General features: G+C 70.0%; 14 protein-coding genes. 13 read left to right on the top strand and 1 reads right to left on the bottom strand.

The window, feature by feature from the left end:
- Nucleotides 1-12: 12 nt before the first annotated feature.
- Nucleotides 13-621, bottom strand: a complete 609-nt coding sequence (locus tag M2283_RS35135) for a SigE family RNA polymerase sigma factor (RefSeq protein ID WP_280880521.1) — start codon at nt 619-621, stop codon at nt 13-15.
- Nucleotides 622-844: 223 nt separating this feature from the next.
- Here M2283_RS35135 and M2283_RS35130 point away from each other — a divergent pair, with 223 nt between their 5' ends.
- The 13 genes from M2283_RS35130 (at nt 845) to M2283_RS35070 (ending at nt 13,047) form a co-directional block, all read left to right on the top strand.
- Complete coding sequence (locus M2283_RS35130) at nt 845-1,561, top strand: GntR family transcriptional regulator (RefSeq protein WP_280880520.1); 717 nt, start codon at nt 845-847, stop codon at nt 1,559-1,561.
- Nucleotides 1,562-1,647: 86 nt separating this feature from the next.
- Nucleotides 1,648-2,931 (top strand): MFS transporter, encoded by a 1,284-nt coding sequence (locus tag M2283_RS35125; RefSeq protein WP_280880519.1) that lies wholly within the window; start codon nt 1,648-1,650, stop codon nt 2,929-2,931.
- A 52-nt stretch (nt 2,932-2,983) separates the two neighbouring features.
- Nucleotides 2,984-4,345: an acyclic terpene utilization AtuA family protein gene (locus M2283_RS35120; protein WP_280880518.1), complete on the top strand. Its 1,362-nt coding sequence runs from the start codon at nt 2,984-2,986 to the stop codon at nt 4,343-4,345.
- Between the two features lie 4 nt (nt 4,346-4,349).
- Nucleotides 4,350-4,673, top strand: coding sequence for a DUF4387 domain-containing protein (locus M2283_RS35115; protein WP_280880517.1), 324 nt, complete (start codon nt 4,350-4,352; stop codon nt 4,671-4,673).
- A gap of 158 nt (nt 4,674-4,831) precedes the next feature.
- A complete protein-coding gene (locus M2283_RS35110) occupies nt 4,832-6,139 on the top strand; it encodes a glycosyltransferase (protein WP_280880516.1) in 1,308 nt (435 codons plus the stop codon).
- Nucleotides 6,136-6,588, top strand: a complete 453-nt coding sequence (locus tag M2283_RS35105) for a hypothetical protein (RefSeq protein ID WP_280880515.1) — start codon at nt 6,136-6,138, stop codon at nt 6,586-6,588. Before M2283_RS35110 ends, M2283_RS35105 begins: the two co-directional genes overlap by 4 nt.
- The gene (locus M2283_RS35100; RefSeq protein ID WP_280880514.1) at nt 6,516-7,928 is read left to right on the top strand and encodes a hypothetical protein; all 1,413 of its coding nucleotides are present in this window, start codon (nt 6,516-6,518) and stop codon (nt 7,926-7,928) included. The genes M2283_RS35105 and M2283_RS35100 overlap by 73 nt, the downstream gene beginning before the upstream one ends.
- A gap of 53 nt (nt 7,929-7,981) precedes the next feature.
- Nucleotides 7,982-8,725, top strand: a complete 744-nt coding sequence (locus tag M2283_RS35095) for a response regulator transcription factor (protein ID WP_280880513.1) — start codon at nt 7,982-7,984, stop codon at nt 8,723-8,725.
- Nucleotides 8,722-10,284 (top strand): sensor histidine kinase, encoded by a 1,563-nt coding sequence (locus M2283_RS35090; protein WP_280880512.1) that lies wholly within the window; start codon nt 8,722-8,724, stop codon nt 10,282-10,284. Before M2283_RS35095 ends, M2283_RS35090 begins: the two co-directional genes overlap by 4 nt.
- Before the next feature lie 63 nt (nt 10,285-10,347).
- Nucleotides 10,348-10,926: a dihydrofolate reductase family protein gene (locus tag M2283_RS35085; RefSeq protein WP_280880511.1), complete on the top strand. Its 579-nt coding sequence runs from the start codon at nt 10,348-10,350 to the stop codon at nt 10,924-10,926.
- A 4-nt stretch (nt 10,927-10,930) separates the two neighbouring features.
- The gene (locus tag M2283_RS35080; protein WP_280880510.1) at nt 10,931-11,773 is read left to right on the top strand and encodes a helix-turn-helix domain-containing protein; all 843 of its coding nucleotides are present in this window, start codon (nt 10,931-10,933) and stop codon (nt 11,771-11,773) included.
- 74 nt (nt 11,774-11,847) lie between these two features.
- The gene (locus M2283_RS35075) at nt 11,848-12,459 is read left to right on the top strand and encodes a dihydrofolate reductase family protein (RefSeq protein WP_280880509.1); all 612 of its coding nucleotides are present in this window, start codon (nt 11,848-11,850) and stop codon (nt 12,457-12,459) included.
- An 84-nt stretch (nt 12,460-12,543) separates the two neighbouring features.
- Nucleotides 12,544-13,047, top strand: coding sequence for a universal stress protein (locus tag M2283_RS35070; RefSeq protein WP_280880508.1), 504 nt, complete (start codon nt 12,544-12,546; stop codon nt 13,045-13,047).
- Nucleotides 13,048-13,066: the final 19 nt, after the last annotated feature.

The following is a 13,066-nucleotide window of genomic DNA, read 5'->3' as shown; positions in this document are numbered from 1 at the left end:
ACTTGTCCCCTTTCACCCTTGCGCCGCGGCGGCGGCGTAGTCGGACAGTTCTGCGCAGTCGCGCAGCTTCTTCAGGGCGCGACTGGCCTGGCTCTTCACGTTGCCCACCGAGCAGTTGAGGATCTGCGCCGTCTCCTGCTCGCTCAGACACTCCCAGTAGCGCAGCACGACGACCGCGCGTTGGCGGGGCGGGAGCGTGGCGAGCGCGTCGAAGAGTTCGGAGCGATTGACAAAACTGTCGTGGTCGCTGATCTCGCCGGCCGGTATCCGTGGCTCGGTCAGGTGAGGGGTGAGGAGCTGCACGACCCGTCGTCTGCGCTGCCGCGTGGTGTTGTTGTTGATCAGTGCCCGGCGGACGTACTGGTCGGGTGCGTCGAGGGTGCGTACGTGGTTCCAGCGCAGGTACACCTTGGCGAGGGTGGTCTGGACGAGGTCCTCCGCTTCGTGGTGGTCGCCGTTGGTCAGCAGGTAGGCGATGCGCAGCATCCGTCGCCAGCGGACGGCCGCGTAGGTCTCGAAGTCCGAGAGGTCCTGCGGGCCGTGCTCGGGTGTGTCCTCGTCGTGATCCGTTCCCCAGGCCGTCTCTCTTCCAGAGGCGGCAGGCGTACTAGGGCTGGTCATACGCACACCCCGGTTTCCCCGTTCTCATTCGCTGTCCCGCGCTCTGGTCGTGGGAGCGCGTACTCCTGCCAGTAACACCGTCGAGGAGGTGTGCCGGTTGCATGTCACGTCGGACTGCTCTGGAACGTGGATCCCGTCTGCCCTGATGATCAGGCCGGTTCCCACCGGAACGGCTGCCTCCCGCCCATTGACTGTTTGCTATAGCAGGGGCATTCTTGGCGGCATGAGCACCGACGCCCTGGGGACCGTGGAGACGATGTCGCTGGCCGACCAGGCCTACCGGCGGTTGCGGGACGCGATCCGAGAGGGCGTCCTGCGGCCGGGCGAGAAGATCACCGAACGTGATCTCGCGGCCCGTCTCGGCGTCAGCCCCACCCCGGTGCGTGAAGCCCTGCGCCAGCTGGTGCACGAGAAGGTCGTCGAACGGGTCGGCCCGCGCGCCCTGCGCATCTCCGACCACTCCTCCGCGGCCCGCTCGGAGATCGTCGAGGCAGAGGTTCGACTGTCCGCCCTGATGGCGCGCCTCGCGGCCCGCAACGCCACCGCCGAGCAGCTCACCGCTCTGGTCTCCCTGCTGACGGAGGCCGACCTGATCGTCGCCGACGTCGAGAAGACCGTCGCTGAGCAGGGCTTGGAGGCCGATGTGGCCGAGCGGCTCACGGCCGTCTTCCACAAGCTGCGCCTCTTCCACCGCCAGGTCGAGGAGTGCGTGGGCAACCCGGTGCTGACCGGACTGCTGGAACAGGCCCGGGCGTTCAGCGACGAGGAGCGGCTCGATCTCACGATGAAGCTCGCACCCGAGCGCGCCGAGGCGTTCCGCGCCCGCTACCACGAACACCGTCTGATCCTGGACGCCCTCCTCGAACGGGATGAGGACCGCGCCGAGGAACTCGCCGTGCGCCACCACCGCGCCGCGCTCGTTCAGCTCTCCGGCAGCTGACAACCCCGGAGTCGTCTGCCCGCCCTTGGATGTACGGGCGGACGAGCTTTACCCCACTTGCTATAGCATGTAGCACTGGAGCCGCCATGATTCCCGATTCCCCGCCCTCCATCGGCGCGGCCACGACATCACCCCCCGGCGTGGGCGAGCGCATGAACCGCAGCGCGGTGTCGTGGGTGACGCTCGCGGTGTTCGCCCAGGAGGCGGTGTGGAACTTCTACGACGCCCAGGTCCCCGAGCAACTGCGGCAGCACTTCACCTCCGCCGGCGTGATCGGCCTGATCATGGGCCTTGACCACTCCTGGGGCATCTTCACCCAGCCGTCCGTCGGGTTTCTCTCCGACCGGCTGGCCCGCCGCCGCACCGGCCGCTGGCCAATCGTCCTGATCGGCGCCGCCGTCGCCACGGTGCCGTTCGTCCTCATCCCCTGGGCCGGCAACCTCCCCATGCTGCTGGTGTGCGTGGTCGCCTTCGCCGCCGTCGCCAACGCCTTCAAGGGCGTCACCGAGACCCTCGTCTCCGACTACGTCGCCCCGTCCGGGCGCAGCAAGGCGCAGGGGTTCGTCAAGGCCGGAGTCAGCCTGACCATCGTCGTCTCCTCCCTGACCAGCCTTCTCGTCGTCGACCGCTCCCTGCGTCTCGCGTTCGCGATCCCGCCGCTGCTGATGCTGATCATGCTCGGTCTGTCCTGGGCGTTCCTCGGCCGCCGCCACACCGAGCGGCTGCTCCCCGAGGAGAAGACGGAACGCGTGGGGGAGTTCGGCTCGCCGTCGGCGGTGGTGAAGGACGCGCTTCGCTCACCGTCCAGTCCGACACTCCTGCTGATGACCGGCATCTTCTGCTTCGCCGGCATGTGGTCGGCGCTGCGCTCCCTGATGACTCCGTACGGCACTCAGGTCCTGGGCCTCACCCGCGGCGAGGCGGGCGGCCTGGCCCTGCCCGGCGCCGTCGCCTTCCTCGTCTGCGTCCTGCCGATCGCCTACCTCTCCGACCGGCTCGGACAGGTGCGTGCCATGCGCTACGGCGTGGGCCTGTTCATCGTCGGTGTCCTCGTCGGCTTCGCCGTCCGCACGGTCCCCGGCACGATCGCGTCGATGGTGCTGGCGTCCCTCGGATACGCGTCGTTCGCCGTCAACGCGCTCGTCGCGCTGTGGAATCTCGCCCCCACCCAGAGGGTCCTCGGCACCTACACCGCCCTGTACACGATCGCGTCCGCGTCCGGGATGGCGCTCGGTCCGGCGGTCCTCGGCATCACGATCGACCTCACGAGCTGGCGCTACATGTTCCTGAACGCCGCGTTCTTCGCCGGCGTCACCTTCCTCGTCTTCACCCGCCTGGCCCGCCGCACCCCGGACCTGCCCACGGCGTGACGCCCCGACGGTTCCACCTCGTTCACACGCAGCACCGAAAGGCACCGCCCTCATGGAACTCCGCATCCTGGCCCCCACCGGCGCACTCGGCGCCGGGTTCGACGCCGACGCCCTCGCGCGTGGTGTCGCCGCCCGCCCGGACGTGATCGCCTGCGACGCCGGATCCACCGACTCCGGCCCCGCCGCCCTGGGCTCCGGCACCCCCAAACTGTCCGCCCAGGCCGTCACCCGCGACCTGCGCCTGCTCCTGAAGGCCCGTGACGAACTCGGCGTACCGCTGATCATCGGTTCGTGCGGAACGTCCGGCCGCGACGTCGGCGTCGACCGGCTCGCAGACCTCACCCGCACGCTGGCGGCCGAGGGCAACCTGCACTTCAAGCTGGGGCTGATCTACTCGGACCAGCCCGCGGCCCGCCTCCGAAGCCTCTACGACGAAGGCCGCGTCCGGCCGCTCGCCAACGCACCGGAGATCGACAGGCAACTGTTCGACCGCAGCCACACCGTCGCGATGATGGGCGTCGAACCCATCCAGGAAGCCCTCCAGGACGGCTGCGACGTCATCCTCGCCGGCCGCGCCAGCGACACCGCTCTCTTCGCCGCTCTCCCGCACCTCAGGGGCGCCGACCCCGGTCTGACCTGGCACATGGCCAAGACCATCGAGTGCGGTGCCGCCTGCGCCGTCCCCCCGTCCGCCAACGGGCTGCTCGTCACCCTGCGCGAGGACCACTTCGACGTCACCACCCTCGCCGACGGCAGCCGTCTGACCCCCCGTTCCGTCGCCGCGCACACTCTCTACGAGAACGCCGACCCCTTCCGCGTCGCCGAGCCCTCCGGCGTACTGGACACCACCGACGCCACCTACGAAGCGGTCGACGACCGGACCGTCCGCGTCCGAGGCGCCCGCTACCTGCCGGCCGACGGCTACACCAACAAGCTCGAAGGCGCCGAACTCGTCGGCTACCAGACCGTCGTCATCGGCGGGGTGCGCGACCGCATCGTCATCGACGCCCTCCCCAAGCTCCTGCCGATGGCCAAGCAGTACTTCGACGCCAAGATCCTCGACGTCTTCAACGGCACGGTCGACCCCGCCGACATCGACATCGACTACCGCCTCTACGGCGCGGGCGCGATCCTCGCCGGCAGCGAACCCGACCCCCTCACGCCCCGCGAACTCGGCGTCCTGATCACCGTCACCGCCCCCGACCAGCAAACCGCCCACGCCATCGCCACGTTCGTGGCCCACGCCAGCAGCCACCTGCCCATCCCGGAGTACGACGGCCTGGTCTCCACCCTCGCCTACCCCTACTCACCGCCCGAGACGGACCGCGGCCCCCTCTACCGCTTCACCCTCAACCACGTCGCCACCGGCGTCACCCCCACGGAACTGTTCCGCACCACCACCGAGGAGCTGTGACCCCATGACCACCCTGCTCGACTACTGCTCACTGGTCCGCTCCAAGAACGCCGGCCCCTTCACCCTGACGTTTGACTTCATGTGCCACGACAAGGACGCCTACGACGCCCTCGTCGCCACCGGCTTCCTGAACAAGAACCTCTTCGCCACCCTCTACGACACCGCCCCCGACAAGGTCCTCGTCGTCAACCACCCGCTCGCCCTCGCGGTCAAGGTCTCCCTCCCACGCCCGACCGTCCAGGGCGACCTGCACGACAGCGACTGCTACGCGGGTCAGCAGTACGCGCCCCTCATGGACATGGAAGTCGCGGCGCAACGTACGCACTGAGTGAATCGCGGGAACACCTCCGGCCATTGATCTGACTCCCCGTCAGTTCTCGGTGTTCTCCCCTCACCCCCACAGGCGAGGCGGCAACAGTGAGGCTCCGGCCCCGGACCAGGGCCTGCGAGCCGCAGTCTGCCGTCCCCCTCATGCCTGAGGAAGCCATGACTCCCACCCCCCACCTCACCGCATCCGACGTACGAACAGAGCGCCCGGCGGAGTTCCAACCCGCCGAGCGTGCTTCGCTCCCGCACGCCGGGGCCGCGACGGTGGACATTGTGGTTCCGGTCTACAACGAGGAACGGGCCCTGCCCGGCTGCCTGCGTACGCTCCACACTCGCCTGTCCCGGGGTTTCCCTTTTCCCTGGCGGATCACGGTCGCTGACAACGCCAGCACCGACGCCACCTTGGCCACTGCCCGGCGCCTTGCGGACGAACTGCCGGGCGTGGGTGTCGTCCACCTGGACCGTAAGGGCCGGGGGCTCGCGCTGCGTACGGTCTGGGGGGCCAGCGAGGCGGACATCGTGGCGTACATGGACGTGGATCTGTCCACCGGACTGGACGGGCTGCTCCCGCTGATCGCCCCATTGGCGAGCGGCCATTCGGACCTGGCGATCGGCTCGCGGCTGGCCGCCGGTGCGCGTACGGTGCGTGGGCCGCGCCGTGAGTTCGTCTCCCGCTGCTACAACGGCGTCATCCGGCTCACGCACGGGGTCCGGTTCACCGACGCCCAGTGCGGATTCAAGGCAGCCCGCACCGAGATGCTCCGGCCGTTGCTGAAGGTCACCCGCGACGACGCGTGGTTCTTCGACACGGAGTTACTCCTGCTCGCCGAGCACAACGGACTGCGGATCCATGAAGTTCCGGTGGACTGGGTCGAGGACGTCGACACCCGGGTGGATGTGGTGAGCACCGCCACCGACGACCTGCGCGGTCTGTGGCGGATGGCGCGGCTCAAGGCGTCCGGGGACGCCCGGGTTGCGGTGGTGCCGCGTCCCGAACCGGCCGCCGAACACCCCGACGCCGTCCTCGCACCGGCCGGGCGACGCGGCGCGCTGTCGTGGGAGGTCGGTTGTTTCGTCGCGATCGGTGTCGTCTCCACGGTCGGACAGGCGCTGCTGTACTGGCTGTTGCGCGGCTGGTGGACGCCCCCAGTCGCCAACCTGATCTCGCTGCTCGTCCTGACGGTCCTCAACACCGAGGCCAACCGGCGGCTCACCTTCCGCCACTCCGCCGCCCCGCCTGCACGCGTCCACCTCGGCGCCGGAGGCCTATTCGTCCTCGGCTATGCGGTCACGTCCGCGGCGGTGCTGTGGTTCAAGTGGCTCGACCCCGGTGCCTCAACTGCCGCCGAGACAGCGGTCCTTGCCGCCGCGTCCGTCGCGGTGACCTGCGTCCGTTTCGCCGTGCTGCGGCTGGCCGTCTTCGCCGGCCCCCGTCGTACCCGTCGACGAGAGCGAATCCCGACATGACCAACTCCGCGCACATCATGCCCGTCCCCGCGGCGACTTCGGCGGACGACGACGGGCACATGGGTACGTCCGTCCGGGCGCTGCCCGCCTGGGCCGCGCCCGCGGCCCTCGGCGCCGTCCTTGTTCTGGCGGGCGTCCTGTACGGCTGGGCCCTGGGCTCCCTTGGCTGGGGCAACAGTTACTACTCGGCGGCCGTGAAGTCGATGGGGAAGAGCTGGACCAATTTCCTCTTCGGCTCCTTCGACCCGGCGGGCGTGATCACGGTCGACAAGCCGCCGGCCGCGTTGTGGCCGCAGGTGGTCAGCAGCAAGATCTTCGGGTTGCACGGCTGGGCGCGGGGGCCATCCTGGCGGCGTCCTCGTTGTGGTGGGTCGCCATGGTCGCCCTGTGGCCGGGCGAGCGACCGTACATCGGCGGCAGCAAGGACGGCACGGCCTGGGATCTGGTGATCGGCTACAACGGGCTGGGGCGGGTCTTCGGCTCCAGCGACGGAACGCCCCAGGGGATGGGCGGCGGGTCAGGCGGTGGATTCGCCGGTGGATTTGGCGGCCAGTCCGGTCTCGGACGGCTCTTCAACGACCAGGTGGGTGGCCAGATCAGCTGGTTGCTGCCGGTCTGCGTGCTGGCGCTGGTCGTCGCTGTCGTCTGCGCGGTGCTGCGTCGGCGCGGCAGGCTGTCCGACGCCGGGGTGCTGCCGGCCTCCGGCTGGTTGCTGTGGGGGACCTGGCTGGTGGTCTGCGCGGCCGTGTTCTCGACCCAGAAGGGCATCTTCCACCCGTACTACACCACCCAACTGGCCCCGGCGATTGCCGCGTTGTGCGGCGGGCTGATGGCCGCCCTCATCCGCGTCCACCGCGCCGGCCTGCGCTGGGCACCTCTGGCCGGCGTAGGCGCGGTCGTGGTGAGCGTGGCCTGGGCCGCGGTGCTCATTCGCCGCGAACCCGACTGGAACGGCTGGCTGGTGTGGCCCGTGCTGCTGGCCGGCTGCGCCGCCGTCGCCCTCCTGCTCCTCTCTCTGCGCCGGGCGCGGCTCCTGGCAGTGGCCGTGGGCGCAGGAGTCGTATCGATCCTGCTGGCCCCGGGCGCCTGGGCCGTGACCGTTCCCGGCACCACCTCGATGGGCGGCACCAATCCGTCGGCCGGCCCGCTGACCTTGGGATTCGGCGGGGGCGGGGGCATGCCCCGGCAGAGCGGCGACCCGACAGACCTTCCGTCCGGGCTGCCCTCCGGTATGCCCTCGGGCATGCCGACCGGCGGACCGAACGGAATGCCCGGCGGCGCGGGCGCCGCATCGGGAACCGTCCCTGGTGGGCGCGGCGCCCCGAGCGGGCGTGGCGGCTTCGGTGGCGCGGAGGAACTCACCGCCGACCAGCGCAAGATCCTCCAGTACGCCGTGAAGGGGGCACCCGACGCACGGATCAAACTTGCCGTCGAGGGCGGCGCCAACGCCGCGAGCGCCTTCATTCTGGGCAGCGACGAGACCGTCATAGGTATGGGCGGTTTCATGGGCGGCGACAACGCGCCCTCGGTGGCCCAGCTGGAGAAGTGGACTAGGAGCGGCGAACTACGCTACATCCTGGGAACCGGCACGGGTGGCGGCGGATTCCGGGGCCAGTCCGGCGGTGCTACCGAGCAGCGCTCCGACTGGATCGCCGACCACTGCACGAAGGTTCCGGCGTCGGCGTACGGAGGTACTGCGGCGCAGGACGGCGAACAGGACCAACAGAACAGCGGTGGTGCGGCCGGCTTCGGCGGAACCGGCGAGCTCTACGACTGCGCCCCCAAGTAACCAACCACGGCCGCGCTGACGGTCGTAGCACGGCAGAACGGACCGGCAGACGCATGACCGAGCAGCCCGCAGCGGAGCGGTCGCGACACCGGCTTCTCGTGGTCGAGGACGAGCCCAGCATCCGCACCCTGCTGGAGGCGACGCTCCGGCTGACCGGATACGAGGTGCGCAGCGCGGACACCGGGCGATCGGCCCTCCTGGAGGTCGAACGCCTGGAGCCGCATCTCGTCGTGCTCGACGTGATGCTGCCCGACCTGGACGGCTTCGAGGTGACCCGCAGGCTGCGGGCGGCGGGAAACGACTGTCCGGTCCTGTTCCTGACCGCCCGCACCGGTGTCGACGATCGCATCAGCGGCCTGACCGCCGGCGGGGACGACTACGTGGCCAAGCCGTTCAGCATCGAGGAGGTGCTGCTGCGCATAGAGGCCATCCTGCGGCGCACGGCGCCGGCCGCCGAACCGTACGCTCCGCAGAGCGTCCTTCGCTACGCCGACCTGGAACTCGACGAGGGCGCCCACGAGGTGCACCGCGCGAACCAGTACATCGCCCTGTCGCCAACCGAGTTCAAGCTTCTGGCCTACCTCCTGTCGAACGTCGGCCAGGTGGTGAGCAAGATGCAGATCCTCGACCACGTCTGGAGCTACGACTTCGCCGGTGACGCCCGGATCATCGAGACCTACGTCCGATACCTGCGCAGGAAGATCGACCGCTTCGACCCGCCGCTGATCCACACCGTCCGCGGCGTCGGCTACTGCCTGCGGCTGCCCCGCGAGTCCGGCGGGACGTCGGAACAGTGACCCGGTTCCTGCGCCCGCCGCCCGGGTCGCTGCGCCGGCGACTCGTCCTCGGCGTCACCCTGCTCGCCACCGCCGCGGTCCTGGCCTCCCAGGTCATCGGCTTCGTGGTACTCCGCTCCTGGCTGCTGGACCGCGTCGACGATCAACTCGCCGAGTTCCACCCACCGACTCTCGTTTTCCGGGACGCACTCGACGGCGCGCTCCGGAATCCGGGGAACAGTCTGGGGCTGCTGCCCTCGGACTTCCGCGTCTACTTCTACGACTCCGCCGGGCGCCTTCTCGACGAGTCCCTCGGCTCTCAGACCAAGCCGGGGCCCCGGCTGGCCGACGACGCGCGGGATCTCGGGCTGCGGGACGGGCGGCCCGAAAGCAGGCCGGCCGTCAGCGGCGACGGTCGCTGGCGGGTGCTGCTCAACCCTGGCCCGGACGGAATGAGTTCGGTGGTCACCCTGCCGCTGGACACCGTCGACGGCGCCACGTCGAAGATCCTCTGGCTGAACGCCGTGCTGCTCGCCGTCACGGTCGTCGCACTGTGCGCCCTGGGGCGTTGGGTGGTCAGGCTGGGGCTGCTGCCGCTGATCAGGATGGAACGGACCGCGCAGGACATCACCGCGGGCCGGCTCGACCTGCGGTTGCCCGACACCGATCCGCGTACCGAGATCGGACGCCTTGGCCGCGTCCTGAACTCCATGCTCGACCGGCTGCAGAAGGCGCTGCTGGCCCGCGAGGCCTCGGAGGCCCGGCTACGCCGCTTCGTCGCCGACGCCGGCCACGAACTGCGCACCCCTCTCACCGCGATCCAGGGCTACGCCGAACTGGCGCTGCGCCCCGAGCAACGCCCCGACCACGAACGCGACGAGGCCAACCGGGTCATCGCCCGCAACGCGGAACGGATGAGTCTGCTCGTCGACGATCTCCAACTCCTCGCCACCCTGGACAAGGAACCCTCCTACCGGCGTGAGCCGGTCGACCTGCTGTCCCTCGCGGCGGACGCCGTCAGCACCACGGCCGTCCACAGCCCGTCGCACCCGGTCGACCTCGGCCCGCTGCACACCCGGGCCGATCCGACCGGAGCCCAGGAACTCGATGTCGCCGAGACCGTGGGCGACCCGCACCGATTGCGTCAGATCCTGGAGAACCTGCTCTCCAACGCCGGTATCCACACCCCGCCGGGCACCCGCGTCCACGTCCGGGTCGGCACGACACAGGCGGCTCCCGGCACCGGCGGCGTCGACCGCCCCGGGCGCACCTCGGTGTCAGCGCCCCTGCCGGAGGGATACCCGGTCGCGGTGATCGAGGTGGCGGACGAGGGACCGGGCCTCGAACCCGTCGACGCCGAGCACGTCTTCGAGCGTTTCTACCGGGCCGACCCCGCCCGCTCCCGTGCCCACGGCGGCAGCGGACTCGGCCTGGCCATCGCCGCGGCCATCGCGGAGGGCCACGGCGGCCGACTCGAACTCGACACCACCCCGGGCCGGGGCTGCACCTTCCGCCTGGTCCTGCCCGCGGCCGGCCCCGATCCCGAACGGAGATCGCGAATGCGGCTCCAGGAGCGATGAGTCTCGCCGTGGTCCCCGGTCTGTATCTCCGACAGGCGTTCAACCGCACTCGAGGAGAGCATCATGACCGCTACCTACACCTTCGACGTTTTCTCCAGCCTCGACGGCTTCGGCGCCGCCAGTGGCAACTGGACCGGTTACTGGGGCAAGCAGGGACCTGAGCTTCTCGATCACCGCTTCGCCCGGTTCGGTGAGGAGCAGCGCATGGTCTTCGGGGCCACCACGTTTCGGGAGTTCGTGCAGATGCTGGCGTCGAGCGACGAGGGGCCGGAGGTCCGTGACCCGTGGGTCACGCGGATGGTGAACCTACCGGCGACGGTGGTGTCGACCACGCTGGAAGGCCCCCTGGACTGGCCGGACGCGACCGTTGCGAACGGTGACGCGATCGACGTGGTCGCCCGGCTCAAGAAGGAGTCCGCGGTGCCGTTGTGCTCGCACGGCAGTCTGTCGATGAACCGGGCGCTGATGGCCGCGGGTCTGGTCGACCGGGTTCGGGTGACCCTCTTCCCTGTGATCACAGGTGAGAACGGGCTGGCGCCCATCTTCCAGGGTGCGGCCGACTTCGACCTCGACCTGATCGAGAGCCGGACGCTCGACGGCCGAATCCAGGAGCTCGTGTACCGGCCCACCCTGCACGCCTGAGCCCATGGAATACGTCGGCCGGGTGCCCGCCCCGCCGCTCGACCGGTTCATCGACGACATCTACTGCCTGACCGGGGTGCCGCGTCACCGCCGCATGAACGTCCCGCCGATGCCGTCGGCACACCTGTTCGTCAACCTGGGCGGGCCCGTCCGCCTGTGGGACTCCGACCCTTCGGTGCCGCCGGCAGTGTTCACCGACGGATGGTTCATGGGCGTGTGGACCAGGCGATTCCTCTTCGAGTACCCCACACCGGTGTGGCTCGTCGGGGTGCACTTCAAGCCGTGGGGCATGTCGCCGTTCGTCGACATGCCGGCGACCGAGCTGCGGGACCGATGGGTGCCGGTCGACGCCGTCTGGCAACGGTCCGTGGACCGGATTCGCAACCAGGTCGGCGCCGCCGCAGCGCCCGCCGAGAGCCTGCGGGTGGTGGAGGAGGAGCTGCGATCGCGACTCGCCGAGGCGCCGTCGCGCGGCCTGGCGCTGGTCCAGCACACCGGCGGGCGGCTGGAGACCTCCTACGGCGCCGTCCAGGTCGGTGCGCTGGCGGACGCGGCCGGGGTGAGCGGCAATCACCTGGCCACGCAGTTCACGTCTCATGTCGGGGTCACCCCGAAACGGGTGGCGCGGATCTACCGCTTCGCGCGACTGATCCTGTCGGTGGACGCCCTGCGTCCGGTCGACTGGTCGGACCTCGCTCAAACGGCGGGCTACTTCGACCGGGCCCACTTCAGCAGGGAGTTCAAGGACTTCACCGGCCACACCCCGACGGAGTTCCTGGCGCTGCGGCGCCGGTTCCCCGCCGAACGGGGATTCCCGCCGGACGCCGGTCCGATGCCCGCCGATTGATTTCTTACATGCCCGGTCGCGCCCGAAGGCGACAAGATCGGAGGCGAAGGCACAAGGAGACTCGAGGAGACCTCGTGGGCACAGTGATCATGCACAACGTGGTGTCGGTGGACGGCTTCATCGCCGACGGGAACGACGACGTCGGGCCGCTCCACGACTGGTACTTCAGCGGCGACACGCCGATCACCGAGGGCGACGACCAGCAGTACGACCATTCCGGAGCGGGAAGCCGCTTCAGGGTCTCAAAGGCGTCGGCGCAGTACGTCCGGCCGATGTGGGAGTCGATCGGCACGATCGTGATGGGCCGCAACCTGTTCGACCTGGTGAACGGCTGGGAGGGGCGTCCGCCCGCGGGCGACCACGTGGTCGTGGTGTCCCACCGGCCCAAGCCCGAGGGCTGGCACCCCGAGGCCTCGTACCACTTCGTCGATGACGTGAGGGCTGCGATCGACAAGGCCCAGGAACTCGCCGGAGAGCGAACCATCGCCGTGAACGCCGGCGAGGTGGGAGGCCAGATCCTCGCGGCCGGTCTCGTGGACGAGGTGGCGATGGACGTGGTACCGGTGGTGTTCGGGTCGGGCAAACGCTACTTCGGCAGCATCGACGGGCAGCTTCTCCTGGAGGATCCCCACGTGGTCATCCAGGGCGACCGGGTGCTCCACTTGAGGTTCAAGGTACGCCGCTAGGAGATGGTGGCAGCGCCGAGGGCGGCGGACCGCACCTGATCGGAACCTGGCCCGGACCGAGCGACAAGCCGGAGGTTGACCTGCATGACCGTCGTCGTCTGGATCGTCGAGGGCACCTGGCCCGCGAGCGTGGACGCCGCCCGCGCCCACGCGCCCGAGGCGTCGGAGATCGTGCTTCTGCACGTCACCGGGCACCAGGAGCCGGGCATCGCACACGGAGCGTTCGCCGGACTGCTCGGCCGCGGCCATCCCGAACGAGACCCGGGCACCCGGGTGGAGGAACTCGCCACCGTCTCCACCCATCGGCTGTTCGAGGAGGCCGCGCGCCGCCTCGGCCGCCCCAGCACTCGCGTCGAGCGCTCCGGCCGGACCGAGCACGAGGTCGTCGCCGCGGCCGAGGGCGCCGAGTTGCTGATCCTGGCCCGCGACGGCGACCGTGGTCGCCTTGGCCCCAAGAGCCTGGGCCCGCACAGTCGGTTCGTCGTCGACCACGCCCCCTGTCCGGTGCTCCTGGTCTGGCCGGAGACCGCACCCGGACTGTCCAGCTTCCCCCCGCCGCCTCCGCCGCCCCCGCATCCGGGTGGCTGAGGAGGGGCGGGCACGACCT

This window comes from Streptomyces pseudovenezuelae, assembly GCF_029892565.1.
Lineage (GTDB): Bacteria > Actinomycetota > Actinomycetes > Streptomycetales > Streptomycetaceae > Streptomyces > Streptomyces pseudovenezuelae_A.
Note: the sequence above shows the minus strand (reverse complement) of the source record. Positions and strands in the feature narration are given on the sequence as shown.